The following is a 26,563-nucleotide window of genomic DNA, read 5'->3' on the forward strand; positions in this document are numbered from 1 at the left end:
TCGATTTGTGTAAACGCGATTTCATGAGTTTGCGCCTAATTTGGGAGGATGTAATGAGAGGATTTCTCCGCGGCATGACCGCGGTCGCCATGATGCTGGCCAGCACTTTTTCGGCCGGCGCTGCCGAAAAAACCGACATTTCGATCACCCGCAACCTTTTCGACATACCGTCGGTCTTCGCAGGCCTGCTGACGGTCATCGTTATCGGCCTTATTGTCGAGAACCTGGTTTTCCAAACGATCGAGCGTCGAACCCTGCAGAAATGGGGCATGAAGGAATGATGCCCCGCGCGGATTCATCTCTTATGATAGTTGAATATAAGGTCCTAAAATAATGAATGCCAAAAGGAAATCGGCAGAGTTGCGCAGCGCCAAATGGTTTGCGCCCGACGACCTCAGAAGTTCGGGGCACCGTTCACGCACCATGCAGATGGGCTATGCACCGGAAGAATGGGCGGGCAAGCCCGTCATCGCCATCCTCAATACCTGGTCCGACGCCAATCCCTGCCACGCCCACTTTAAGCATCGCGTCGAAGACGTGAAGCGCGGCATCTTTCAGGCCGGCGGCTTCCCTCTTGAACTGCCGGCGCTGTCGCTGTCCGAAAGCTATGTCAAACCGACCACCATGCTCTACCGCAATATGCTGGCGATGGAAGCCGAAGAGCTTCTGCGCTCGCATCCGGTCGACGGTGCCGTCCTGATGGGCGGCTGCGACAAGACCACGCCCGGCCTCGTGATGGGTGCGCTCAGCATGGGCTTGCCTATGATCTACCTGCCCGCCGGCCCGATGCTGCGCGGCAATTATCGCGGCGAATATCTGGGGTCCGGGTCGGATGCCTGGAAATTCTGGGATGAACGTCGCGCCGGCACGATTTCGGAGAAGGAATGGGTCGAGGTCGAAGCCGGCATTGCCCGGTCCTACGGCCACTGCATGACCATGGGCACGGCGAGCACCATGACGGCGATTGCCGAGGCGTTGGGCCTCACCTTGCCCGGAGCGAGTTCAATCCCGGCAGCCGACTCCAACCACATCCGCATGTCGTCAGCCGTCGGCCGCCGCATTGTCGAGATGGTCTGGGAAGACCTTGTTCCCTCGAAGATCGTGACTCCGGCCGCCGTCAGCAATGCCGTCGCCGTGGCGATGGCAACAGGCTGTTCTACCAATGCGGTCGTGCATCTGATCGCGATGGCGCGCCGCGCGGGCGTCGACCTTACGTTGGACGATCTCGATAAGGCCGGCCGTATGACCCCGGTGCTTGCCAATATCCGACCGACCGGCAAGGCTTATCTCATGGAGGATTTCTACTATGCCGGCGGCCTGCGCGCGCTGATGGCGAAGCTGTCTGCCAAGCTCGATCTTTCGGCGCTGACCGTTTCCGGTGTCACCCTCGGCGAAACGCTGGAGGGCGCCAAGTGCTACAACGACGACGTCATCCGCTCGCTCGACAATCCCGTCTATCATGAAGGGTCGCTTGCGGTCCTGAAGGGTAATCTTGCGCCGACCGGCGCCGTCATCAAGCCGGCCGCCTGCGATCCGCGCTTCCACAAGCATCAGGGACCGGCGCTGGTATTCGACAGCTATCCGGAGATGAAGGCGGCGGTCGACGATGAAAATCTCGACATCACCCCCGACCACGTCATGGTGCTGCGCGGCGCCGGTCCGCAAGGCGGCCCCGGCATGCCGGAATGGGGCATGCTGCCGATGCCGAAGGCGTTGCTGAAGGCGGGCCATCGCGACATGCTGCGCCTCTCCGACGCCCGCATGAGCGGGACGAGCTACGGCGCCTGCATCCTGCATGTCTCGCCGGAATCACACGTCGGCGGCCCGCTGGCGCTGTTGAAGAATGGCGACATCGTTCGCCTCGATCTCGAGGCGCGACGGATCGACATGCTGGTGGACGAAGATGAATTGCAGCGGCGGCGTGAAGCCTGGGTCAAGCCGGCGGAAAAGTTCGGCCGCGGCTATGGCTGGATGTTCGCTCGCCATGTGGCGCAGGCCGACACCGGCTGCGACTTCGATTTCCTGGAAACCGGTTTCGGCCCGACGCCGGGCGAACCCGACATTTATTGACCGCAAAGGACATATGTCATGAGCAATTACGTGCTGAGCAGCGAGACGCGCAGCAAACTGATGGGCGTGGCCACGCCGACGATCGCCACGGCACTCTTCAAGCGCGGCTTTCGCAATCAATTCATCCAGGATGTCCGCCCGCTATCGCCGAAGAAGGCGAACATGGTCGGCCAGGCCTTCACACTGCGCTACATCCCCGCGCGCGAAGACCTGAATACGCTCGATGTCTTCCGCAACCCTGAACATCCGCAGCGCGCTGCCGTCGAAAAGTGCCCGCCCGGCGCGGTTCTTGTCATGGACAGTCGCAAGGATGCACGAGCGGCCTCGGCCGGCTCGATCCTGATATCGCGGCTGCAGGTGCGGGGCGTCGCCGGCGTTGTAACCGATGGCGGCTTCCGCGACAGCCCGGAAATCGCCAACCTCGATATCCCCGCCTACCATCACCGCCCGTCTGCGCCGACAAACCTGACGCTGCACCAGGCGATCGAAATGAACGTGCCGATCGGCTGCGGCGACGTCGCGGTTTTCCCCGGCGACGTTCTCGTCGGCGACAATGAGGGCGTCATTGTCATCCCGGCCCACCTCGCTGACGAAATCGCCGACGAGACAGTCGAAATGACGGCCTACGAGGATTTCGTCACCGAGGAAGTCTTGAACGGCGCGACCATCATCGGGCTCTATCCGGCAACCAGCGACGCACCGAAAGTCAAGTTTGCGGAGTGGAGGAAGAAGAACGGACGTTGATCACCGCGATCAAGGCAAAACGCAAATCCGCGACGGACAATTCGGCCTCGCGGGCCCGCAAATCGAAGTCCCGTCATTGATCGTGACGGGATTTCGCATGTCTCCAAAGGCGAAATAAGCGGAGCTTATCCGGCCCAGCTCATCCGGTTCAGGAAGAAGCTTTCATTGGGAGTCGGCTGAAAATTCAGCGCCTTGGCCGCACCGTAGATCGCATCCATCTGATAAAGCGGCACGGTGGGCACTTGGTCGACGATGAACTGGCCGATCTTTTCATAATCTGCCAGTCGCTTCTGTTCTTCCGACGACGAGCCGGCCTCGTCTAGCAAGGCGTCGATTTCCGGTTTCGCGACGATCGTCCAGGTGCTGCCCGAGTGGAACAGATAATTCAGAACGCCATCGGCATCCTGGCAGGCGCAGGAATTGGTGCTGATTGCCAAGGCGGGAGCGTCAGCCGGGCCCTTCTGGATGAGCTGCAGGAACGTCGGCGTGTCGACCTGCGAGATTTCGACGTCGAAGCCGACCTCCTGCAGTTCCTGCAAAATAGCTTCGGCGACGCGCTGATCGAAGAAGGCGCCGATGGTTAGCTGAAACTTGGCCGGCTTGCCGGCGCTGGCAATCAAAGCCTTTGCCTTGTCCGGATCGTAGGGCAGCCCGGCAATCTTGTCGCTCCAGCCGAAATGTGCCGGCGTCATCATCTGGCCGACCGGCTTGTCGAAGCCACCGAGAATGCCCTGCGTGATGCCTTCCTTGTCGATGGCATAGGCGAGCGCCTGGCGCAGTTGCAGATTGTCGAAGGGCGGCTTGTTCGGATTGATGCGGATGAAGGCCATTCTTTCGGTCAGCACCGGTACCGCCTTGACGGTTTGCGAGCCTTCCAACTGCGCCGCCTGATCGGACGTCAGGGCACGAGCGAAATCGGCAACGCCTGCCTGCAGGTCCGCAAGCCGGGTCGAAGCATCCGGCACGGCGCGGAACACGGCCTGTTCGAACGGGCCTTTGTTACCCCAATAGCCGTCGTAACGAACAAGCGTGACGGAAACACCGCGATCCCATTTTACAAATTTATAGGGGCCGCTACCCACCGGCGCCAGATTGAACGCCTGGTTACCGACTTTCTGGACCACATGCTCGGGAACGATGGAGAGTTTGGTCAACTGCGCCAGCAACGCCGGATAGGGGGTCTTGAGCGTCAGTGTGACCTCATGATCCCCGGAAACCTCGGCCTTGGCGATCTTGGCGAACTGGCTGAGCTGCGGGCTCGCCAGCTTTGGATCGACGATGCGATTGACGCTGAAAGCCACGTCTTCGGCAGTCAGCGGCGTGCCGTCGTGAAAGGTCACGTCGCTGCGCAGGCTGAAGGCGATCTTAGTGTCCGACAGGCTCTTCCAGGAGGTGGCAATCTCCGGAACGATCTTGCCGCTATTGTCGCGGGTTACGAGATTGTCGAAAATATTGCGATAGACGAAATAGCTGTCCGGGTTCCACTGAATCTGCGGATCGAGCGTCGACGGCTCATTGACGAGATCCACGACGATCTGCTGCTTCTCGGCAGCCTGGGTGATTATTGCGGACGGAAAAAGGGCGAGCCCGAGAACCGCCGCGAAAACAAAAACTTTACGTAGCATCATCATCTGCTCCTCTAGGAATGTGGCGCTCTCACGTGGCATGCAGCGGAATGGCCGCCCTGCTGAAGCGCCTCAAGCTCGGGCGAAATCGTTCGGCAGATGGGCACGGCGATGGGGCATCGGGTCGAAAAGCGGCAACCTGCCGGCGGATTGGCAGGACTCGGCAGATCGCCTTGCAGGATGATGCGCTGCCGGTGGCGTTGCGCTTTGGGATCGGGCAACGGCACCGCGCTGAGCAGCGCTTCCGTATAGGGGTGAACCGGGTTCGCAAAAACCTCCGCCGTCGATCCGGTCTCAGCGATCCGGCCGAGATACATCACGGCAACGCGGTCGGCGAAGTGGCGTACGACCGACAGGTCGTGCGAAATGAACAGATAGGAAAGACCGAGGCGTTGCTGCAATTCCAGCAGCAGGTTCAGGATTTGTGAGCGGATCGATACATCCAGCGCCGAAACCGGTTCGTCGAGAATGAGCAGCTTGGGCTGCAGCGCGATTGCCCGGGCAATGACGATACGTTGCCGCTGCCCGCCGGAAAAGGCGTTGGGCTTGCGGTCGGCGTGACCTGGATTGAGCCCGACGAGCTCCAGCAATTCCGCAACGCGTCGCCGGCGTTCTTCCCGCGTGCCGGTACCGTGAACGATCAGAGGTTCGGCAATGCTCTCGCCGATGGTGAGCTTGGGATTGAGCGCCGAAACCGGATCCTGGAACACGATCTGGATATCACGGGAAAGATCGGCGCGGCGCACGGAGGCGTCGCTTGTGACATCTTCCCCGTTGAAGATGATCCTGCCCGCCGTCGCACGCTGCATTCCGAGGATCGTGGCGCCGAGCGTCGACTTGCCGCAACCGGATTCACCGACCAGCGCCAGGCTTTCTCCCGGTGCGATATCGAGATCGACACCATCGACCGCCTTCAACCAACCGATCGGCCGGCCGAGAAAACCGCCACGGATTGGGAAATGAACGCGAAGATCGCGTACCGAAATGAGCGGCCCGGTCATGCAAGCCTCCCGGTCTGGTCCTGATGCCAGCAGGCCGCCCGGCGGTCGATGCCGGCGGCAGTGAGCGGCGGCGTTTGGCGGCAGTCCTCGTCAGCCAACGGACAGCGCGTCGAAAACCGGCATCCCTCCGGCCAGGCGCCGATATCCGGCACGGTGCCGCTGATCGTCGGCAACAGCGTCTTTGCCTCGCCATCGAGCCTTGGAATGGTCGACAGCAGCATCCGCGTATAGGGGTGCCTCTGCTCGTCGAAGATTGCATCGACGGACGCCTCTTCCACGATCCGGCCGGCATACATTACCGCCACGCGGTCGGCGATATCGGCAACGACGCCCATATCGTGGGTAATCAATAGGATCGCCGTGCCGGTCTCGGCACGCAGCCGCTTCATCAGTTCCAGAATCTGCGCCTGGATCGTTACATCGAGCGCCGTCGTCGGCTCGTCGGCGATCAGGAGGCGCGGCCGGGTGATCAACGCCATGGCGATCATCGCCCTCTGGCACATACCACCGGACAATTCGAAGGGAAACTGATGGAAACGCATGGCCGGCTCGGGAATACCGACCTCGTCAAGCATGGCAATCGCTTGCCGCTGCGCCTCTCTGCCTCCAAGCTTGCGGTGGACGACCAGACTTTCGGCAATCTGTTTGCCGATCGGCATAAGCGGATTGAGCGAGGCGACGGGTTCCTGAAAGATCATCGCCATCTCGTCGCCGCGCAGGCGCTTCATCGCGGCGTTGTCGAGTTCGGTCAACTCCTTACCGTTCAGCCGGATCGATCCCTTTTTTCGCGCGGCAATGCGCGGCAACAAGCCCATGACCGAAAAAGCCGTCATCGACTTGCCGCAGCCGGATTCGCCGACCAGCGTAACGATTTCGCCTGCGGAAACCGAGAAGCCGACACCATCAACGACAGGCTTGCCGCCGATTGAGATATGCACGTCTTCCACGGTCAGAACCGGCGCCGTCATCTCGGGTTCGCCTCCCGAACGGCGGCCCACGGATTCTTCGGATGGACCATGCCGGTGTTCACACCATCCCGGCGCAGGACCGCCGAGGGGACGGCGAAATTGACGGGGTAAAGCGTATCCTCGATAATATCGACGTTAAACTCCGACGCCACCGCGGCAGCAACATCGGATGCCGCTGACTGGTTAACACGGATAGTCGTGCCGCTGGCATCGATACGCGGGCTGAGCAGCGCCTGCTCCAATGACGAGCCGTAGGCCGCGACATAGGCGAGGATCTGCGTCACGGCCGGAACGATCTGCCGACCGCCGGCAGCCCCGAGCGCCAGCTCCGGGACGCCATTGCGCGTTGCAACGATGGGGCACATGTTGGCGAGCGGCTTGCTTGCCGGCGCGATCGAATTGGGCTGGCCGGGACGCGGATCGAACCACATCACGCCATTGTTGAGCGCAAAACCTACCTCCGGCACAACCACCTTCGAGCCGAAGCGCGACAGCAGCGTATTGGTCAGTGCGACCATGGTGCCATCGCCGTCGACAACACTGATATGGCTGGTGCAGCTTTCGCCGGCGGCATGGCCGAGATGCTTGAGGCGGTATTCGCTGGCACTGCGGATCGCACGGGCAAAGGCCAATGCTGCAGCCCCACCAAAGGGATCATCCTTCGGCAGGCTGGTCTCCAGTTCTGCCAGTGCCGCGCAAAGCGTCGGACCGCCCGACAGGCCGGGGACGGCATGGACGATGAGGCCCTTATAGTCCTGCGTCAACGGATCCAGCCAGCGCGGCGCATAGCCGGCAAAATCCTTTCTCGAAAGCACCGAACCACCGCTGGCGAGACCCGCGACCAGCAGCTCGGCGATTTCCCCCTCGTAAAAATCGCGTGGGCCGTCGACTGCCAATTTCTCCAGCGTCTTTGCCTTTGCCTTCATCGGCAGAAAGGCCTTTCGTCCACCCTCCGGCACGCGGGGCGCGCGGCCATTGTGCAGGAACAAGTCCGACGCCGCCGGGAACTGCGCCAAATTGGCGCCGTCGATCGCCAGTGCCAGCGCGGCATACCAATCGAGCTGCAGGCCGCGATGCGCCTGTTCGATGGCCGGAGCCAGAGCATCAGCCCAGGAGATGGTGCCGAAACGGGAAAGAGCTTCGGCAAAGCCTGCCACCGCTCCTGGGACGCAGATCGACCCATAGCCGATCAGGTTGCGGTCACCCTCGACCGACGGCCAATCGAACCAGTCGCCGTCGCGGCCTGGGACGAGCGGATAATCGGCGGGATCAAGTGCTGCAGGCGAGATCACGTTAAAATCGAGAAGGTCGACCGCGCCGCTGCCGCCATGGGCTCGAACCATGAAACCACCACCGCCGATACCGGATAGCCATGGCTCGACCACGCTCAGGACAAGCGCGGTGGTTACAGCCGCATCGACAGCATTGCCACCGGCCGAAAGCACGGCTGCTCCCGCCTCGGCCGCAAGCCAATTCTGACAGGCGACCATACCGTGTTTGCTGCGCGTCTCGCGCTTGCCGATCTGCCAAGTCTCGTTCATTTGCGTAATCCTGATCGATGGGGGCCGGATTTGGGGCCAAACCGCAAGGGGCCGATCGCAGTGGGAACGGCCGGCTCGACCGCGAACCGCCCCTTATTGCCGGACGCTGTATGGTGACGCGCGATGTCCGCGGCCGTGGCGACCCAGCTCGACGGCTCGGCAGTGATCGCGTCGAGCAGCTTTTCGAGCATGGCGATGCGCTGTGCCCGACCGGATATCCAGTCGTGAATTGTCAGTGTGAACAGGCCGCCGAAGCGATGCAGAGCGCGCCATTCCGTCAACCAATCGTCCAGCACCTGAGCGCCGGCATAGGGCGCCCAACGTTCGTTGCCGCTGTTCTCGAACTTGAAGAAGATCGCGTCATCCAGCGCCCATTGCACGGGAATTTCGACCACCCCGTCGATTTCATAGGGATGGTCGAAGCCCATGAGAGATGAATCATAAGCAAGGCCGTTGCGGCGGATCTCGGCCAGCATATGCGGTGTCATTTCCCAGGCCGGCGAGCGGAAACCCACCGGCTTTTGCCCGGTCTGAGCAACGAAGAGCGCCAGGCTGGCATCAAGGGCAGCACTGAATTCCTCATCGCCGATGTCACCGACGAGCTCGTGGAAGTATCCATGCAATCCGATCTCATGGCCCGCCTCAGTCAGCGCCGGTAGGAGATCCGGATTGGATTCGGCAACGATCGCTGGCACATAGAAGCTTGCCTTCACATGGTAGCGGGCAAAAAGATCAAGAATGCGCGTCATGCCCGTGCGTAGGCCGAAACGGCGGATTTCCAATCGCGAAAGGCGATTGGACACACCGTCTCGCTGCTCCCAGAGAAAGGGAGAGGTCGCATCAACGTCGACGCTCAAGAGCACGGCGCTTTTTTTGCCGTCCGGCCATTCATAGGCGGGAAAGGGCGAAAAGCCGCCGCGAGGCTCGACCGCATCCTGTGTCATAAGGGCTTCCTTTCAGGACCTTACAGCGGCTTCTTCTTGGATTGATAGACGGCAAGCGAGCCGATCGAATTACCGCCATCGGCCGCCAGCGTCGCGCCGGTGATGTAGGCTGCGGCATCCGAGGCAAGAAAGAGCACAGCGTTCGCAGCATCGGTCGGCTGCGAGGGACGGCCGAGCGGGATATTGCCTAGCACGTTGTCGATGTGTTCCTGAGTGAGATGGCTGACCTCGCTGCCGGGTGCAAAACCAGGCTCGACAATGTTGACCCGGATGCCGAACTCCGCAAGTTCGATGGCAAGGCCCTTGTTCAGCCGGTCGAGCGCCGTCTTTGAAACGCAGTAGGGCACCACGCTGCGCCGCATCTTGCGCGATGCGCCGGAGGAGATGTTGACGATCGAGCCCTTGACGCCCTTATCGATCATCTGGCGCGCAACTCCCTGCGACAGCAGGAAAGGGGCACGCAGATTGATGCTGAAGATCGTGTCCCAGTCGTCGGCATTGATATCGAGGAGGAAGCCGGACGGATAAATGCCGGCATTGTTGACCAGAACGTCCGCCGCGCCCCAGTTCTCGGCGATATAGGCGAGCAGTGCCTTGATGTCGGCATCCGAGGTCAGATTTGCTGCAAATTGCAGATGTGCGCCTTCGCCGAGGTTTTCGGTGGCGGCAGCAAGCCGCGCTGGGTCCCTGTCGGTCAGCAGGACACGGGCGCCTGCATTTGCGAAGGCCTGGGCGATCCAACCGCCGAAAATGCCCGCCGCACCGGTGACGACAACACGCTTACCTTTGAAATCTTGTGAAAAATCAACCATATGACTCAATTGCTCCGTGGGTCGAGGCGATCACGTAAGTGATCGCCGATGAAGTTGACGGACAGGACGAGAAGAAAGAGCGCAAAGCCGGGCATGACGGAGAGCCACCAAGCGGTCGCAACGTAATTGCGTCCCGTCGAAAGCATAGCGCCCCAGCTCGCCGTCGGCGGTTGAACACCGAGCCCGAGGAAAGAAAGCCCGGCTTCGAACAGCACCATCAGCCCGAATTCAAGTGTGGCGACGACGATCAGCGCGCCGGCGATGTTGGGCAGCACATGCCGCCACAGCACGCGAAACCACCCTGCACCCATGAACCGCGACAGGCGCAGATAGGGCATATTGGCGACCGTCAGCGTCTGTCCGTAGGCGACACGTGCATATCGCGGCCAGCGCGTCAGCGCCAGAACCAGAACGACATTCAGAAGACCCGGCCCAAGCACGGCAACCGTGATGATCGCCAGCAAAATAGCGGGCACCGAGAGCACGATATCGACCAGACGCATGATGAACGTCTCGGTCCAGCCGCGGTAGAACGCCGCAAGCATGCCGATGACGCATCCCGAAATGCCTGAGAGCAGCACCGAAGCGACCGCGACGAACAACGAGACCCGTGCACCGTAGATCAGCCGGCTGAGCGTATCGCGTCCCAGTTCATCCGAACCGAAGAAGTAGAGCGTGTTGCGCACTGTCGTGCCAGGCGGCTTCAACCGGCCGAGGAGGTTTTGCGCATTCGGATCGTGCGGCGCGATCAACGGAGCGAAGACCGCCATCAGCACAATCAAGACGAGGATGACGATAGAGACGACAACACCCGCGGGGGTGCTGCGTACAAACCTTGCCGATCCGGCGAGAGACACCACACTCATGCCTGCCTCCCGGAAAGACGAATGCGCGGATCGACAACGCTGTAGAGAACATCGGCCAGGAGATTGAGCAGAATGGCAGCGGCCGCGCCGATCAGCACAACACCTTGGACGATCGGAAAATCCCGCGCGCTGATCGCCTGTATCGTCAACTGGCCAAGACCGGGCCACGCGAACACAGTCTCGATGATGATCGCTCCCGTCAGCAGATTGGCGATTTCGAGCGCCGATATCGTCACCAGCGGCACCGCCGCATTGCGCAACAAATGGCGCAGGACGATGCGCGTCATCGACAGGCCCTTTGCGTGGCCGGTACGCACATAGTCCTTTTCCAGCTCATCCAGAACAGAGGTCCGGGCCACACGAGCAAAGGTCGCCATCGACAGAAATCCGAGCGCGAAGGCGGGCATCAACAAGCTTGTTATGCCGCTTGCACCAGAGGTCGGTAGCCACCGCAACAGTACGCCGAACAGCATGATGAGAAGAATTGACGTCCAGAATGTCGGCATCGACTGGCCGACCAGCACGAAGCTCATCAGCCAGCGCGAGTCCCAGGAGTGCCGGCGCACGGCGATGAGAACGCCGATCGGCACGCCAAGACCAAGCGCAACCACCAACGCCCCAGCCGCCAGCGACAATGTATAGGGCACACGGCTGCCGATGATATCCAGCACCGGAAGATGCTGGACATAGGACTGACCGAGATCGAACCGCAGCAAACCCGCCAGAAAATGCAGATATTGAAGATAGAGCGGCTGATCGAAGCCCAGTGCCGCCCGCATGGTGTCGATATCCGCCTTGCTCGCATCCGGTGGCACCAGCAGCAAAACAGGATCACCGGTCAGGCGCTGTAGGAAGAAGACGAGCGTCACCACACCGAACAGAGCGATCACGGCCTGCAACAGACGTTTGGCGATAAATGCAGGCACGTCTTACTCCTGTCGGTTAGAACCATAGGAAACGGGAGAAACGAACTAACTCGTCCGCTTCGGATTGGCCTCGCTTTTGGATAAAACTGGTGCGGGGAACTTTGCCTCCACCAACGCCCTCGACTTCTTTGAAGCGACCTCGATCGCGGCAACGTCCGATTCCAAAAACCCGGCTTGGGCGAACCGCGCAAAGGCCTCGCAGACCTCAGTCAAGAATTCGCGCGCAGCCTCCGTCCGGCTCGACCGCTTGGCCTCGACAAATGCGCTCCAATCGGTGAGCGGGATCTTTTGAGTGCCGCTCATCTCGAGGAACCCTATATATCGATCCGCTTTGTCCCAGAGATTTTCGAGCCAGCCAGCGATCAGCGGCGCCTTGAGATGTGTCGCCAACAACTGCCTCAACTGCCGTTCATAACGCCGCGCCAGGACAATCTGTTCGTCCAGACCCGCGGTATGAGCCGCCGCCAAAGCCGCGTGCATATCGCATAACGTTTCCATGCGCATGAAGTCTTCCGGCGGAAGTTCGACATCGGCCAGCAAGGGCTCCAGTTGACGGCGGCCGAGGATGACTTCACGCAGGCCGACGGCAGTGATCGGCGTCACCTTCCAGCCGCTGCGCGGCTGTGAGGACACGAAGCCGGAATGGGCCAGCCGGACAAGTGCCGCCCGGACAATGCCGCGGCCCAACCCATAGTCCCGGCAAATCTCGATCTCAGATAAGCGCTCACCTGGCTCGAGCGCGCCGGAGATGATGGCATGCCTCAACTTATTTTCGGCAATTGAAACCGCGTCCGGCATGCCGGTCGGCAAAAAAGGGCTTTGAACATCGAACATAAAATACAAACTAACATCTCAGTTACATGAACTGAAGTGTCAGATTTGCGCAAACAAGTCATAATGCGCACTTTTTTATCGGGATCTACATCTCCAGGAGAAAAAATGATTGGGGCGTGCTTCAGGAGGGCAAGGAAGCCTCGTTCCGTTAGCTGATCCGGCTGCTTGCGGTAACCAGATGCTTACGCATCGCCAGCTCGGCCGCCGGCGGGTCGCGCGCCTCGATCGCCGAGATAATATCGCTATGCTGCTTCAGGAGCTTCTCGTTGAGCTCCTGCGAAAACACCCGGTCTCGGGCGCTGATCCAGCGCTGCTCGGCGCGGACGGAATTGACGAGATCAAAGACGCCCCAAAACAGAGTGTTGCGGACGCTTTCGGCGATCTTTGCATGGAACGCGCTGTCCCAGCGCTCATATTGTCGCGCCGAGGTCGCCTCGCCGGCCCGCCGAACAAACTGTTTCATCTGCTCAATATCGAGCAGGGTCGCACGATCGGCCGATAGCCTGGCGAGGATCGGCTCTATTTCCTGCCGCACCTCGATGATGTCCTGCGGGCTGGTTCTGTTGGTGAGCGAAGGAATATTGGTCGACTTGGACTCGATGACTTTGATGAAGGTGCCCAGACCCTGCCGGCGAAAAAGCATACCCTCGATTTCGAGGGTCCTCAGCATATCGCGGATGGCGCGGCGGCCGACGCCGAACGTCTTCATCAGCTCCCGCTCAGGCAAGAGCTGACCGTCCTTTATCAAATCCCCCTCGCCGGCCTCGATGGCCAAGCGAAGCCGCTCGAGCAAACCATGCCTGTCTTCCGATGCCATCATATTTTCCAGCGCTATCGCCAACACAGCCTCCGAGGCAATCGCTGCCCGATCATGTGTCATCCCTTTGACATGGTGGTAGCGGGATTCTTCGCCAAAAACAACGCAATGGCAAAAATGGCGAACCATTACGAACCATTTGGCAGCAATATCTCGCAATTTATTTATGAACCAGCAACACGCCTATTTATCCGGCAGTTTCGCGATCTGCCTAGAAATGCGAATTTCTTATTGACTTCCTCGTGTGGGTTTGCGAGAAATTTGGCGTCTGATATATCAGTTGCCGAACGCACAATAACAAATTATCACGAACCAATACATTGATGGTTCTGGCACGGCGGCCTGTATGCAACGAGATGCGATTGCAGGATCCGCTCCTGCAGGAACGCAGGAACTAGGGGAACCGCAATGAATAGACGTGACTTCGTGAAACTGGCGGGATCGACCGCCATCGCATGGCCCATGGCGGGTTCCTTCCGCGCGGCCTTTGCGCAATCCAAACCGGATTCGATGGCCATGATGACCTGGGGCGGCCTTTGGGGCGACGGCATGGCCAAATATGTCAACGCACCCTTTACCGAAAAGACCGGCGTCAAGATCGTGCAGGACACAGGATCCAGCCCCGTCGAACGCATCACCAAGCTGAAGATCAGCCTCGACAACCAGATCTACGACCTCGTTCAGCTTCATGACGGCGTGGTGCCCCTGGCCGAGTCGCAGGGCGTTCTCGAGGAGCTGGATCCGGCCTCGCCGAACATGCCTTATCTTGCTGCCATACCGGATCGCTTCAAGCGCAAGGGCTGGGTCGCCATGATCTATTCCGCGCTCGGCATCGCCTACAATCCAAAGCTGGTGAAGAAGCCGCCGACCAGTTTTGCCGACCTCTGGAGCGAGGACTATCGCGGCCAGATCGTGCTTCCGGAGATCACCCACTCCATCGGCCCTTATGTCATCCCGATCGGCGCTCTGGCTGCAGGCAAGGATCAGAAAGACGCCGATGCCGGCTTCGACATGCTGAAGAAGATGGCCGCGCTCGATCCGATCTGGGCGAAGGATACCGACACGATCATGAGTTCCCTCGTCAGCGAGGAGGCCGCCGTCGGCCTTCTCTACAAATCCCAGACCTATACCGTGCTGCAGCAGGGCGGTCATGTCGAATGGGTATTCCCGAAGGAAGGCGCGATTTCCTACCTCTCTGGCACCGGTATTGCCAAGAACTCCAAAAACAAGGCGTTGGCGGAGCAATACGTCAACATGACCATCGATCCGTCGCTGCAGGGCTGGGTCGCTCAGGTCTTCAATTATGGCGGAACGCATCCCGATACGCTGGCCAAGCTTCCTGTCGAACTACAGCAGCGCGTCCAGTTCTCCAAAGAGGAGACCGACCGGATCATCGACCTCGACCAGGAATATATGTCGGCAAATCGTGGTGACTGGACCGACAAGTGGAACCGCATCGTCTCCGGCGGTTGAATGAATGGACAAGGCAGCGGTCTGATTGGGCCGCTGTTTTCTCTGGCTGCAGAGGATACGATTTGCATGACATGTCTAGAGCTGGGTGACCCCGGTGCATTCGCCGGCATTCCATTGGTTCTCGTCAACAGATGCCGCGCCCATGGCCTATCCGGTGCGGATACGGCGACCGGCTTTTCCCTCGACGCCCGCGCCGAAGTGGCGGCCGGGCGGCTCGGCCTTGCGACACGAAGCGGAGTTGGAGAACTAGGCGCTTTCGCCGCGCCCCGCGTTGCTATCTATTCCGGCAAGGCGATCGGATATCCCTATTGGGCCTATTACGCACACGCCCTTCTGAGCATCGGCCTAACCTTCGCACCCTTGTCGGCCACTGAGGTCGCATCCGGAAGCCTCGAGCGCTTCGATCTTCTGGTGATGCCCGGTGGATTTGCCACCTGGGGTCTCGACAGAGCCGAGGGACTGCAAGGGGTCGACGCCGCAATCCGCTCCTTTATCGAGCGCGGTGGAGCGATGATCGGATCGTGCGGCGGCGCCTTCTATGCCTCCGAAGGTCGCCCCGGCTGGCTCGGCGCCATCGACGCGACACCGAAATTCACCCAGGAATATCTGCTGACGGGAGCGGCGGTTCTAGGCATAAGTATAACTGATAGGTTATTGAACAAAGGCCTGCCCGAAGCGATCGAATTGCCCTATTACCATGGGCCTATCTATTCGAACGCGGATCGCACCGCCGCAACACTTGGTCATTTCCGCAACTATGTCGAGGAAAGCCGCCTCTTCATCGACAATCCTCTCGACCGCGGCCTGTTCGACCGAGAGATAAAACAAGCGCCGGCGATCCTTGTGGCTGGGGCCGGCAAGGGTAAGATCCTGGCCTTTTCCCCGCATCCAGAAATGGGTGAATTCCTTCGCAAGGGCATTACCTTCGAGACCTATGTGCGCCACTTCCTGCCGATCCGCGGCCATAAGGTCATGGACGAGACGCTGAAGTTCTTCATGAAAGAGGACTGTGCCGGCTTTCGCCTGATCTACAACGCCATTGCCTATCTCGGCTTATTCGATGCCAAGGCTACCTCATTGCCGGCAAATGGCCTGGAAACTGCCGATGCTGTCGAATTGCTGCAGGTGCTTGCGAACGTCGACGCTGCGATCCACGCCATGTTCGATCATCTCGAAAAGCAGGCGAAGGCCGAAACCGCCGGGATGCAGACCCTGCTTGCTGCGGAATTCGGCAGAACCCGTCGGGAGTGGAGCGACGTGCTGGGCGGACTTCGCGCCGAGTGCCAAGGTGGTCCTATCGACCGTGCGCTCGTCCACGGCCTGACGACAGCGCTCACGGATGCTGCCAAATCGCTGCAATCACCTCTGCGGCTTGCCGAAAACCTCGTTCTCACCGAATTGCCGATCCGCCTGTCGGCGGCGGCACTGCGTCTCATCCGATGCGACCGGGCGCTGGAGACTTCCTTATGACAACCGAAAATCCAGCCCGCGACCATAAGACATCCGACGTCCGCTTCGTCACAGTCGAGAAGAAGTTCGATACGGCCGTGGCGCTGCATTCACTTGACCTCGACATCGAACGCGGCACGCTTTTCGCCCTTCTGGGCCCGAGCGGATGCGGCAAGACGACCACCCTGCGGCTGATCGCCGGCTTTGAACAGCCGACCAGCGGTCATGTCTATATCCGTGGCAAGGATGTTACCGGCATTCCTGCCTACAAGCGCAATTTCGGCATGGTCTTCCAGAGTTTCGCCCTCTTCCCGCATCTGACGGTGGCCGAAAACGTGGCCTTCGGGCTGCAGATGCGCGGCGTCGCCAAGGACGACATCAGGACCAAGGTTGCCGCCGTCCTCGATCTTGTCGCTCTCGGCAAGTTCGCCCAACGCTATCCGCGGCAACTCTCGGGCGGTCAGCAGCAGCGCGTGGCGCTGGCGCGCGCCGTCGTGTTCGAACCGGACGTGTTGTTGCTCGACGAGCCCTTGAGCGCGCTTGACAAGATGCTGCGCGAGCAAATGCAGGTGGAAATCCGCCAGTTGCAAAAACGGCTTGGCATGACCACCGTCTTCGTGACCCATGATCAGGAGGAGGCACTGACCATGTCGGACCGGGTGGCCGTCATGAAGGACGGCCGTATCCAGCAGGCGGGAGCACCGCGTGAGATCTACGATCGGCCACAGACGGAATTCGTTGCCACCTTCCTCGGCGCGAGCAACATCTTGCAGGCGTCGGTGCGCGGCCGCGAAGGCGACAACACCGTCATCGATCTTGCCGGCAACCTGCTGCATGTCCCCGGAATAGAGGCTGAGACCGGATCGGCGGTCCGTCTGGCCCTGCGGCCGGAAAAGATCACGTTGCGACCGGACAGTCCGATGAAGGCGACGGTCAAGGAAGTGATCTATCGCGGCGCCCAGACGCTTCTATATCTCGACATGAACGGCATGGCGATCAATGCCGTCCTGCCCAATTCGGATGTCCAACCCGCAAGCGTCGAGCCGGGTTCTCCCGTCGGCCTTCATTGGGAAAAGGCAAACATGGTCGCATTGGATCGGCCGGCATGAGAAAGCTCGTTCCGACCTCTTCAATCTTCTTCGTGGTCGCGGCGCCGCCACTCATCATTCTGGCCATCTTCTTCGTCGTCCCGCTCTGCTATTTGCTGTTCGTCAGTTTCATGACCAATTCCAGCACAGCGCTGTTCGACCTGAAACCGACGCTCGACAACTACGCGAGCCTCTTTTCCGATTCCTTCTATCTCTTGATCATTCAGCGCACGCTCCTGTCGACTGCGACCGTATTGATCCTCTGCCTCGCCCTCGGCTACCCCGTCGCCTTCTATGCGGCGCGGCTGACGCCACGCGGCCGCATGATCATGCTGATGGCGATGATGGTGCCGCTGATGGTCAGCAATGTCGTGCGCGCCTACGGCTGGATGGCCATCCTCGGCCGGCGCGGCGTCGTCAGCAGCACGCTGACAATGATCGGCATCGCCGACCGACCCGGGCAATATCTCTATTCCTTCCAGGCCGTCACGCTTGGCCTGCTGACGATCCTCCTGCCCTTCATGATCGTTTCGCTGACCAATTCGCTGGCGACGATCGACAAGAGCTATACGGAAGCCGCACAGTCTCTTGGCGCCGGGCCATGGCGCAGCTTTCTGCGCGTCACGCTGCCGCTTTCAAGTCCCGGCATCACCTCCGGTCTGATGCTTGTTACCTTCCTGACGCTCAGCGCCTATGTAACCATCGCACTGCTCGGCGGCCCACGTTACAAGCTGCTGGTCAGCCTTGTCTTCGACAACGTCACGACTTTCCGCTGGCCCCGCGCCGCAGCCCTTTCCTTCGTTCTCCTTCTCATCGCTCTCATCATCGCGGTCGCCATTCAGATAGCCATCCGGCCGCAGAGAGTTCAGGGGAAAGGTTGATGACCATGGGTTCGTTCCTTCTCCGCCTGATCGTCGGCGTCGCCGTCACCCTTATCATCGGCCCGATCCTCGTCGTGCTGATCGTGTCCTTCAGCTCCGGCGATGCGCTGGTCTTTCCGCCGCCGGGACTGTCGCTGCGCTGGTTCGCGGAGTTCTTCGGCAATGCCGAGATGCGCAATGCCTTCATCCTCAGCATCATATTGGCGCTGGTTTCCGCCTGCGCCTCGGTGGCGCTGGGGCTGATGGGTGCGATCTATGTCGCACGGCGGCGCAATGCGTTGTCGGCAATCATCCAGATGCTGGTCATGGCGCCGCTGGTCTTTCCGGCGCTGATCCTCGGCCTTGCTCTGCTATTGCTTTACAAAACCATCAACATGGCCATCCTGCCCGGCCTGTTCATTGCCCATGTCGTCGTCTGCCTTCCCTATGCGTTCCGGGCTGTGCTGACCTCGCTGCAGAGTTTCGATGCGACGCTGGAAGAAGCGGGACAGAGCCTTGGCGCCGGGCCGGTGCGCTCCTTCATGCTGATCACCCTGCCCATCATCTGGCCGGGTGTACTCTCCGGCTGGCTCTTCGCCTTCGTCGTCTCCTTCGGCGAGCTCAACACGGCGCTTTTCCTCACGGGCCCCGGCGTGGTCACCCTACCGATCGAAATCTTCAGTTATCTGCAGTTTCAGGGCAATCAGCTTGTGGTCGCCGCGGCGTCCTCCCTGCAGGTTCTCATCATCATCCTGGTGCTCGTCGTCGCCGAACGGCTCGTAGGCGCCAAGCAAATCGTTCAGAGATAGGCGCAAGATCATGGCTCCGTTCACCACCCGACCCGAACTCAGCGGTACGTTCGGCGCAGTCAGTTCCACCCATTGGCTGGGCACAGCCGTCGGCATGTCGGTTCTGGAGCGCGGCGGCAACGCCTTTGACGCCGCAGCCGCCTGCGGCTTTGCCCTGCAGATCGTCGAGCCGCATTTGAACGGCCCGGGTGGCGAAGTGCCGATCATCCTAAAAAGCGCCGGCGAAGACGAGCCGGTCGTCATTTGCGGTCAGGGCGTATCGCCGGGGCTAGCGACGACCGACGCCTTTCGTGCGCTCGGACTTAATATGGTCCCCGGCACCGGCCTGCTGCCTGCCGTCGTGCCCGGCGCCTTCGACGCCTGGATGCTGCTGCTCAGAGACTACGGCACAATGTCGCTCGAAGATATTCTCAGCTACGCGATCGGTTACGCGGAAAACGGCTTTCCGTTGCTGCCGCGCGCCGTCGCCTCGATCATCCCGGTAACGGATCTTTTCCGCGAGGACTGGAAGAGTTCCGCCGCGGTCTGGCTGCCGAACGACACGCCTCCAAAACCGGGCATGCTGATGCATACGCCCGCCATCGCCGCAACCTATCGCCGCATCGTCGATGAAGCAAAAGCAGCCGGCAGCGATCGCGTCGCGCAGATCGAGGCGGCCCGCCAGGCCTTCTACAAGGGTTTCGTCGCCGAGGCGATCGACCGCTTTTACCGCACGGCGGAGCTTGCCGACACAACAGGCCGCCGCAATGGCGGCCTGTTGCGCGGCGACGATCTCGCCCGCTGGTCGGCCACCAAGGAGAAGACTGTCTCGCGCGAATTCCGCGGCCTGACCGTCCATAAAACGGATGCCTGGGGTCAGGGCCCGGTCTTCCTACAGCAATTGGCGCTGCTATCGCAATTCGATCTCGATGCGCTCGATCCGATGGGAGCCGACTTCATCCATACCGTTGTCGAATGCGCCAAGCTTGCCTATGCCGACCGTGAATCTTTCTATGGCGATCCGAAAGCGTCCGACATACCGCTGGATATTCTTCTGTCCGACGACTATGCCCGCGAACGAGCGAAGCTGGTCGGTTCCGGCGCCTCGTTGGAACTGCGCGCCAGCCATCTGGCGGGGGCTGCCGAGCGGTTGGCGACAATTGCGGCGCGCGCCGGCAGCGAAGTGCCCTATGGCCCTGGCGGCGGCGAAGTGACCTATGCGGCCGTACCGGAAATCGAAGGCGATACCGTCCATCTCGACGTGGTCGATCGCTTCGGCAACATGGTGTCGGCGACGCCGAGCGGCGGCTGGTTGCAAAGTTCACCCGTCGTACCTGGCCTCGGCTTCCCGATCTCCACCCGCGGCCAGATGTTTTGGCTGGACGAGGGCCTGCCATCGAGCCTCAAGCCGGGCATGAGGCCGCGCACGACGCTGACGCCGACGCTCGTTACCCGAGACGGCGACCCTTATCTCGCCATCGGCACGCCGGGTGGCGATCAACAGGATCAGTGGCCGCTCACCGTCTTTCTGCGCCATGTCATCCATCGCCACGGTCTACAGCGCTCGATCGACGCGCCGATGTTCCACAGCAAGCATTGGCCGGGTTCGTTCTATCCGCGCGAATACGAGCTCGGTCGCCTGCTGGTCGAGGACCGCTTTGGGCCGGAGGTCATCCAGCAGCTTCGCGAGCGCGGCCATAAGGTGTCCATCCAGGACAGTTGGTCGCTCGGCCGCGTCTGCGCCGTGCAGCGCCGCAACAGCCAGCTTTACGCGGCATCCACGCCTCGCCACATGCAGAGTTACGCAATCGCCCGTTAGCCCCTTGGGCCAAGGGAGATTTAACGGAGAACAGCAATTTTCAGCCGAGCAAAAAGGGGAGCACAGGTATGAAATTACTGAATATCGCATTATTAGCCGGCATGGCGCTGACCGGCCTTTCAACATTGCCAGCAACAGCACAGGAAGCAAGCGTTCTCAATATCGTTCTGCAGGACGATCCGGACACGCTCGATCCCGCAACTAACTGGAGCTTCGTCGGCCGCCATGTTCTGCAGTCGCTTTGCGACAAGATCGTCGACATCGACGAGCAGGGGCAGATCGTGCCGATGCTGGCCGAAAGCTGGGAATGGTCGGCGGACGGCAAGGTGCTGACGCTGCATATCCGCCACGGCGCGACGTTCCACGACGGCGAACCCGTCAATGCCGAGGCAATCAAATACAATCTCGATCGCGATCTCACCCTCGATATCTCGCGACGGAAGGCTGAAATCAGCAGCATCGCCTCGGTCGACGTCATCGACGATTACACGGTGAAAATCAATCTGAAGCAGGCCTCCGTTCCCCTGCTCGCCGCTTTCACCGATCGCCCGGGCATGATCATCAGCCCGAAAGCCGGCAAGGAACTGGGCGACAACTTTACCAACAACCCGGTCTGCTCAGGCCCGTACAAATTCGTCAAGCGTGTTGTCCAGGACCGCATCGAGCTGGAAAAATTCAGGAACTACTGGAATGCCGACAAGTATCATTTCGACAAACTGATCTATCGCGGCATTCCCGACAGCAATGTCCGGCTTCTCAACCTGCGCTCAGGCCAGGCGGATCTGATCGAACGTCTTGCGACATCGGACGTCGCCTCGGTGCAGCAGGATGCAAAGCTCAAGACGGCCGAAGTTATCGGGCTCGGCTATTACGGCATCACAATCGACATTGGTGGTCCAGGCGCCAACCTGGACTTTGCTCAGAAACAGGCCGTGCGCGAAGCCTTCAGCCTGGCGATCGACCGTGACGCTATCAACCAGGTGGTGTTCCAGGGGCAATTCGCCGCCGGCAACCAGCCCTTTCCTCCCAACAGCCCCTACTACGACAAAAGCCTCCCCGTTGCCGCTCGCGATGTCGACGCGGCCAAGGCCAAGATGAAGGAAGCGGGCCTGACGAGCGTCGACGTGGAACTGTCCGTTCCAACGGATGCGGAGCGCCAGCAGGTCGCGCAAGTCATCCAGTCGATGGTGAGCGAGGTCGGCATCAAGGTCAGCATCCGCGCCACGGAGCTGACAAGCCTGCTCGACATCGCGCGGGCGGGCAACTTCCAGACCCATCTCATAGGCTGGAGCGGCCGCGTCGACCCCGATCTCAACATCACGCCGATGCTCGCCTGCGGCGCTGCCGGCAATGACGCGCATTACTGCAACAAGGGCCTCGACGATATCCTGACCCAAGCCCGTGCTATCGGCGACACGGATGCACGCAAGGCGAAATACGCGCAGGCGGTTTCGATCCTGCTCAAGGACCTTCCAATCGTTTATCTCTATCATTCCAAATGGATATACGCCTTTAACACCAATCTTCAGGGCTTCAAGACCTATCCTGACGGCATCATCCGGCTGACCGGCCTCAGCCGCAGTTGACGACGCCTTAGCTTCGTTCATGACTCTCAGTCGGACCTCCTGCGCAGGTCCGACTATTCCAGAAAGGATGCCCATTCATGAACACTTTGCCAGCCTTCAAAACCGGACAACCGCGGATCGAATTCGGCCATGTCAAACCGATCGAGGATCTCGAAATCCCGTTCGGCATCATCGAAGGCCGCGAGGCCGGCCCGACCCTGCTGATCACCGCAGGCGTTCACGCCTCCGAATTCTGCTCGATAGAAGCCGCGGTTCGACTCATGCAGACGAAGCCGGAACAGATCAAGGGTACGCTCGTCATCCTGCCGATCCTTAATATCGAGGGTTTCAGCAAGCGCAGCATCTATGTCATGCCGCAGGATGGAAAGAATCTGAACCGCATGTTTCCCGGCAATCCCAACGGAACAATCGGCGAGCGGCTGGCGAACTGGTTGACGACGAGCGTCTTTCCGCAAGCCGACGCCTATATGGATCTTCACGGCGGGGACCTGGACGAGAGTCTTGCGCCGTTCACGATCTTTCCGGCCGGCTGCGAAAAGTCCAAGGCTTTGGCCGAAGCGTTCGGCCTGCCGATCGCCGTCGTCTCCAGCCGGCCCGGCAATAGCGTCAACGGAGCTCGCCAGGTCGGCATTCCCAGCATCCTGCCAGAGATCGGCGGCAACGGCCTGTGGAATGAAACGACCGTCGGCCTGATGATCGACGGCATTCACCGTGTCATGCAGCATCTCGGCATGATCGCTGACGCGCCCACACCGGCCAAGCAGGAACCGATGAACGTCTTCACCATGTGGGTTCCGACCGCACCGATCACCGGCTTGTGGTATGCGAAGAAGGAGCTTTCCGAGACCGTCGCCAAGGGTGAGGTCGTCGGCGAGATCCGCAATGTTTTCGGCAAGGTTCTCGCAAGTGTCATCTCCGAGAACGACGGTTTCGTTCTCTACCGAATGTCGAGCCTGTCGGTTAATCAGGGTGAGGCTCTGTTGGGTGTTGGGGTGGCGACCTGAGCTGACACGAGGTTCGATCTGTTTCCCAATTGAGAAGAACCCTGCGTGTAATGCGAAGGCGCAACGCTATGCAATCGCGTCACAAAACATATATAAATGAGCTTGCGCCCTGCGGCATAGTAGGGCGGTTGTCTTAGTCAGTCCTTCCTATCCGGGTCGGATGATTGTCGTGCCTTGGGAGCTTTTGTGACGGTCGTGGCGCGGTCTGCGCGGCATCATCACGAGAAACGGCGCACAATCAATTGACGCTTACGAAGACATGTCCGGGGGAGGAAAATGCGTTTCGATCTTTTGTCGTTGAAGCTCTTCGTTGCCGTTTGTGAGCATCGCAATATTTCGCGCGCCGCCGATGCCGAGAACATTGCGGCGTCGGCTATCAGTAAGAGGATTTCGCTCCTCGAGGGCATGCTGAACACGTCGCTTTTCTTTCGCAGCAACAAGGGACTGGAACTGACGCCGGCAGCCTATGCGCTGCTGCATCATGCCCGTGTCATCCTGCGCGATCTTGATCAGATGGAGAGCGAACTCATCGACCACGCAGAAGGCCTGCGCGGGCAAATCCGATTGGCTGCGAGCCTGTCGACCATCGTGCAATATCTCGCAACCGACATCCGCGATTTCCTGACCATGCATCCGGGACTGCGGATCGATCTCGACGAAGGCTTGAGCCAGGAGGTGGTACGAGCCGTTTCCGAAAATGCAGCCGACATTGGTGTGTTCGGCGGCAACGCCCTTGTTGCCGGGCTGAAGGTCTTTCCCTATCACAGTGACCGGCTTGTGGTGATCATGCCGCCGGATCATGAACTCAGCCACGCCAAGACATTGAAATTCGCCGAGGTCGCGGAACATGACCTGGTCGGCCCACAGCCAGGCAGTTACCTGAACTCGCTTGTCCTGCGCGCAGCAGCCGATCTCAGCCACCCCCTGCGGCTTCGTATCAGGGTGAACGGCTTCGAGCCTGCCCGCAGCATGGTCGAAGCAAAACTCGGGATCGCGCTCGTGCCTGAGCATCATGCCGCGCGATATGTGACCTCCGGCCCCCTCGTCTCCGTGCCACTCGACGAGGACTGGGCCGTGCGGCATTGGAAGATCTGCGTCAGAGATGCCGAATCCTTGCCCGCGCCGGTCCAGCTTCTGATCAACCACCTGAGTTCCCGACGAGAGCAATCAGCCGAATAAAAGAAGGGATCGCTCGTCGGTTTGTCACGAATAGGCGAGCGGCAATCCAGGCTCCGGCCAATCCATCGATACAAGCTGGCCGGTACCCGACAGGGTGATATAGGCGGTCTTCATATCCGGTCCGCCGAAGCAGATATTGGTCACCATCGGATCAGGGAACATCACCTGACGAAGCACCTGTCCCTCCGGCGAGACGACAGTGACGCAGCCCGAGGCCAGCGTCGCGACGCAGATATTGCCATAGGCATCCACCGCCATGCTATCAAAGCGCTGGTAACCTGGCAGGCCGCAGATCAGCCGGCCACCATTCGGCGAAGGATGAGGATGTTTCCTGACACGTCCCGGTTCCTCGAGGTCGAAGGCCCAAAGCCGGCCGGTTTCGGTTTCCGACACGTAGACGACGGAATCGTCGGGTGACAGGCCGACGCCGTTTGCAGTCGTCAGCGGATAAGCGACCTCGACAATGTGCGATCCATCGGCGAGCCCGTAATAGAGCCCGGCATGATCGCGGTCCCGCTGGCGGTTCTTGCCCATATCCGTGAAGTAGAAGCCGCCCTTGTGATCGAAGACGATATCGTTCGGTCCGCACAGCATGTGCTCGCCGCAATGATCATAGAGGGTGCGGAGTTCGCCGGTCTTCAGATCGAAACGCTCGATCCGGCCACTGGTGTAATCCGGATGAACGCCCGAGCGCGTGCGGTTGAAGCCTGCAATCGTCTGGAAGAGAAAGCCGCCATTGTTAGCGACGTAAAGAGCTCCGTCCGGTCCCATGGCCAGACCGTTCGGGCCGCCACCCAGCTTCGCAACGACCTCGACGGTCCCATCCGGCTTTACCCGCGTAATCGTCTCGCGCTGTATCTCGACCAGAAGAATGGAACCATCCTCCTGCACGACCGGCCCTTCCGGGAAAAGCAGCCCCTCCGCGACGACTTCAAAGTCCGGCATCAATATCCTCCTGTAACCGCCTGTTCTTGACTCGCCGATCGGCCATTGGCTGCGACCGGCAAGCCTTGCGCCTTCATCAATATTTCGGAGCTTTCTGGGCAAAACTGTTGTCATAGGTGGCGTCGAGGTCGATGCTGGCCGTGCCGATTGTGGGATCGAACGCTGCGAGAACGTTGCGGACGGTCTTCGCCGCCGTGTCCGACATCAGGCCATCGGTCGAGAGGCAGCGCTGCATGTTGGTATAGGCCTTGGTAAATACCGCCTTGTCGCTGACGAAATATTCCTTCGGGACGCTTTCGAAAACTTCTTCGGGTTTCGCCTGCGCCAGCCATTGCTCCGCATGGACGACTGCATTGGTCAACGCCTGGACTGTCTTCGGATTCTGATCGACAAAATCCTTCGAGGCGTACACTGCCGCCTCGGTGTAGTCGCCGCCGAATGCGGCGCGGTTGCCTTCCAGCGTGCGCATTTCCGTGAGGGAGTAAAGGTCGCCGCTGTCCTGCAGAATGGTTGCGACGGGATCGTTGACCATGATTGCATCGACCTGGCCTTCGCGGACGGCGGCAACCGCCGTAGCAGAGGAGCCGACACCGATGATCGATACGTCATCCGGCTTCACGCCGGCTTGCGTCAGTAGGTAGTTGACGCCCATGTGAAAGCTGGAGCCGGGGGAACTGACGCCGATGCGCTTGCCCTTCAGATCGGCGGCCGACTTGATCTTGTCCTTGTTGTCCTTGCTCACGCCAAAAACCCAGTCGGGGCAGTTGGCCTGCACGACGAAGGAGACGAGCTTCTGCCCCTTGGCGGCCATGGTAATGGTGTTGGAATAGGCTCCTGCGACGACATCGGCGCTGCCGCCGAGAAGAGCCTGAAGTGCCTTTGCACCACCCGCGTAGACGCCGATATCGACGTCAAGGCCCTCGTCTTTGAAAAAGCCGCGATGATCAGCGATAATAAAGGGCAGGTACGGGAAACCCAGGCCCGCCGCCGCCAGATGGATCTGCTTCTTCTCCGGCACCACTGTCTGCGCCATCGCCGAATCCGAAAAGGCGAGCAGCAGCGCGAGCGACATCGACGTCGTCAAAAAACGTATCATGATATTGTTCCTCCTCATTATGTGACTCTCCCTCGGCCACAGATTTCCACCAGTCGAAAAACCAGTTGCTCATCTTTTGCCTCCACATATTCCTGCGACAAAGAATTGGGCGCACGGCGAGATCGCTC

The 26,563-nt window shown here is 60.2% G+C and carries 23 protein-coding genes and 1 pseudogene; 12 read left to right on the plus strand and 12 right to left on the minus strand.

The genetic code is table 11. From position 1 onward, the window contains the following. Nucleotides 1-149: 149 nt before the first annotated feature. The 3 genes and pseudogenes from FHT86_RS36415 to FHT86_RS36425 form a co-directional block, all read left to right on the plus strand. Nucleotides 150-281: pseudogene (locus tag FHT86_RS36415) on the plus strand (ABC transporter permease); the annotation flags it as partial. 52 nt (nucleotides 282-333) lie between these two features. Next, nucleotides 334-2,070: an L-arabinonate dehydratase gene (araD, locus tag FHT86_RS36420; protein WP_133704731.1), complete on the plus strand. Its 1,737-nt coding sequence runs from the start codon at nucleotides 334-336 to the stop codon at nucleotides 2,068-2,070. Between the two features lie 18 nt (nucleotides 2,071-2,088). Then, nucleotides 2,089-2,814: a ribonuclease activity regulator RraA gene (locus FHT86_RS36425; protein ID WP_133704732.1), complete on the plus strand. Its 726-nt coding sequence runs from the start codon at nucleotides 2,089-2,091 to the stop codon at nucleotides 2,812-2,814. A 125-nt stretch (nucleotides 2,815-2,939) separates the two neighbouring features. On the opposite strand, the gene FHT86_RS36430 is transcribed toward FHT86_RS36425, so the two are convergent. From FHT86_RS36430 to FHT86_RS36475, 10 genes are all read right to left on the minus strand, one after another. Further along, entirely contained in the window at nucleotides 2,940-4,442 is a 1,503-nt protein-coding gene (locus FHT86_RS36430; RefSeq protein WP_246779831.1) for an ABC transporter substrate-binding protein, read from the minus strand. Between the two features lie 11 nt (nucleotides 4,443-4,453). Continuing rightward, complete coding sequence (locus FHT86_RS36435) at nucleotides 4,454-5,440, minus strand: ABC transporter ATP-binding protein (RefSeq protein ID WP_133704734.1); 987 nt, start codon at nucleotides 5,438-5,440, stop codon at nucleotides 4,454-4,456. After that, the gene (locus FHT86_RS36440; RefSeq protein ID WP_133704735.1) at nucleotides 5,437-6,408 is read right to left on the minus strand and encodes an ABC transporter ATP-binding protein; all 972 of its coding nucleotides are present in this window, start codon (nucleotides 6,406-6,408) and stop codon (nucleotides 5,437-5,439) included. Before FHT86_RS36440 ends, FHT86_RS36435 begins: the two co-directional genes overlap by 4 nt. Further along, on the minus strand, nucleotides 6,405-7,949 hold the full coding sequence (locus FHT86_RS36445) for a gamma-glutamyltransferase family protein (protein ID WP_133704736.1): 1,545 nt from the start codon (nucleotides 7,947-7,949) through the stop codon (nucleotides 6,405-6,407). Before FHT86_RS36445 ends, FHT86_RS36440 begins: the two co-directional genes overlap by 4 nt. After that, nucleotides 7,946-8,893 carry a polysaccharide deacetylase family protein gene (locus tag FHT86_RS36450; protein ID WP_133704737.1) on the minus strand — a complete coding sequence of 316 codons (948 nt, stop codon included), beginning with the start codon at nucleotides 8,891-8,893 and terminating at the stop codon, nucleotides 7,946-7,948. Before FHT86_RS36450 ends, FHT86_RS36445 begins: the two co-directional genes overlap by 4 nt. Nucleotides 8,894-8,913: 20 nt before the next feature. Next, nucleotides 8,914-9,705 carry an SDR family NAD(P)-dependent oxidoreductase gene (locus FHT86_RS36455; RefSeq protein ID WP_133704738.1) on the minus strand — a complete coding sequence of 264 codons (792 nt, stop codon included), beginning with the start codon at nucleotides 9,703-9,705 and terminating at the stop codon, nucleotides 8,914-8,916. A gap of 5 nt (nucleotides 9,706-9,710) precedes the next feature. Next, nucleotides 9,711-10,571: an ABC transporter permease gene (locus tag FHT86_RS36460; RefSeq protein WP_133704739.1), complete on the minus strand. Its 861-nt coding sequence runs from the start codon at nucleotides 10,569-10,571 to the stop codon at nucleotides 9,711-9,713. Next, nucleotides 10,568-11,497 carry an ABC transporter permease gene (locus FHT86_RS36465; RefSeq protein ID WP_133704740.1) on the minus strand — a complete coding sequence of 310 codons (930 nt, stop codon included), beginning with the start codon at nucleotides 11,495-11,497 and terminating at the stop codon, nucleotides 10,568-10,570. Before FHT86_RS36465 ends, FHT86_RS36460 begins: the two co-directional genes overlap by 4 nt. A 45-nt stretch (nucleotides 11,498-11,542) precedes the next feature. After that, nucleotides 11,543-12,262 carry a GntR family transcriptional regulator gene (locus tag FHT86_RS36470; RefSeq protein ID WP_246779832.1) on the minus strand — a complete coding sequence of 240 codons (720 nt, stop codon included), beginning with the start codon at nucleotides 12,260-12,262 and terminating at the stop codon, nucleotides 11,543-11,545. A 217-nt stretch (nucleotides 12,263-12,479) separates the two neighbouring features. Then, complete coding sequence (locus FHT86_RS36475) at nucleotides 12,480-13,148, minus strand: FadR/GntR family transcriptional regulator (RefSeq protein ID WP_166656693.1); 669 nt, start codon at nucleotides 13,146-13,148, stop codon at nucleotides 12,480-12,482. Between the two features lie 408 nt (nucleotides 13,149-13,556). Here FHT86_RS36475 and FHT86_RS36480 point away from each other — a divergent pair, with 408 nt between their 5' ends. From FHT86_RS36480 to FHT86_RS36520, 9 genes are all read left to right on the plus strand, one after another. Then, nucleotides 13,557-14,621, plus strand: coding sequence for a PotD/PotF family extracellular solute-binding protein (locus FHT86_RS36480; RefSeq protein WP_133704743.1), 1,065 nt, complete (start codon nucleotides 13,557-13,559; stop codon nucleotides 14,619-14,621). Between the two features lie 66 nt (nucleotides 14,622-14,687). Further along, a complete protein-coding gene (locus FHT86_RS36485; protein WP_166656694.1) occupies nucleotides 14,688-16,091 on the plus strand; it encodes a BPL-N domain-containing protein in 1,404 nt (467 codons plus the stop codon). Beyond that, nucleotides 16,088-17,179, plus strand: a complete 1,092-nt coding sequence (locus FHT86_RS36490; RefSeq protein ID WP_133704745.1) for an ABC transporter ATP-binding protein — start codon at nucleotides 16,088-16,090, stop codon at nucleotides 17,177-17,179. The genes FHT86_RS36485 and FHT86_RS36490 overlap by 4 nt, the downstream gene beginning before the upstream one ends. Further along, nucleotides 17,176-18,039 (plus strand): ABC transporter permease, encoded by an 864-nt coding sequence (locus tag FHT86_RS36495; protein ID WP_133704746.1) that lies wholly within the window; start codon nucleotides 17,176-17,178, stop codon nucleotides 18,037-18,039. The genes FHT86_RS36490 and FHT86_RS36495 overlap by 4 nt, the downstream gene beginning before the upstream one ends. Further along, entirely contained in the window at nucleotides 18,039-18,827 is a 789-nt protein-coding gene (locus tag FHT86_RS36500; protein WP_133704747.1) for an ABC transporter permease, read from the plus strand. Before FHT86_RS36495 ends, FHT86_RS36500 begins: the two co-directional genes overlap by 1 nt. Before the next feature lie 10 nt (nucleotides 18,828-18,837). Continuing rightward, complete coding sequence (locus tag FHT86_RS36505) at nucleotides 18,838-20,625, plus strand: gamma-glutamyltransferase family protein (RefSeq protein ID WP_133704748.1); 1,788 nt, start codon at nucleotides 18,838-18,840, stop codon at nucleotides 20,623-20,625. A 68-nt stretch (nucleotides 20,626-20,693) separates the two neighbouring features. Further along, nucleotides 20,694-22,211, plus strand: coding sequence for an ABC transporter substrate-binding protein (locus tag FHT86_RS36510; RefSeq protein WP_133704749.1), 1,518 nt, complete (start codon nucleotides 20,694-20,696; stop codon nucleotides 22,209-22,211). Nucleotides 22,212-22,288: 77 nt separating this feature from the next. Beyond that, a complete protein-coding gene (locus FHT86_RS36515; protein ID WP_133704750.1) occupies nucleotides 22,289-23,215 on the plus strand; it encodes a succinylglutamate desuccinylase/aspartoacylase family protein in 927 nt (308 codons plus the stop codon). Between the two features lie 276 nt (nucleotides 23,216-23,491). Further along, a complete protein-coding gene (locus FHT86_RS36520; RefSeq protein WP_133704751.1) occupies nucleotides 23,492-24,394 on the plus strand; it encodes a LysR family transcriptional regulator in 903 nt (300 codons plus the stop codon). A gap of 24 nt (nucleotides 24,395-24,418) precedes the next feature. Here FHT86_RS36520 and FHT86_RS36525 read toward each other — a convergent pair whose 3' ends face one another. Together FHT86_RS36525 and FHT86_RS36530 are read right to left on the minus strand one after the other, a co-directional pair. Next, a complete protein-coding gene (locus FHT86_RS36525; RefSeq protein WP_133704752.1) occupies nucleotides 24,419-25,339 on the minus strand; it encodes an SMP-30/gluconolactonase/LRE family protein in 921 nt (306 codons plus the stop codon). A 76-nt stretch (nucleotides 25,340-25,415) separates the two neighbouring features. Continuing rightward, nucleotides 25,416-26,435: an ABC transporter substrate-binding protein gene (locus tag FHT86_RS36530; protein ID WP_133704753.1), complete on the minus strand. Its 1,020-nt coding sequence runs from the start codon at nucleotides 26,433-26,435 to the stop codon at nucleotides 25,416-25,418. Nucleotides 26,436-26,563: the final 128 nt, after the last annotated feature.

It is taken from the genome of Rhizobium sp. BK313 (assembly GCF_014193655.1).
In the GTDB taxonomy this organism is placed as follows: Bacteria; Pseudomonadota; Alphaproteobacteria; order Rhizobiales; family Rhizobiaceae; genus Rhizobium.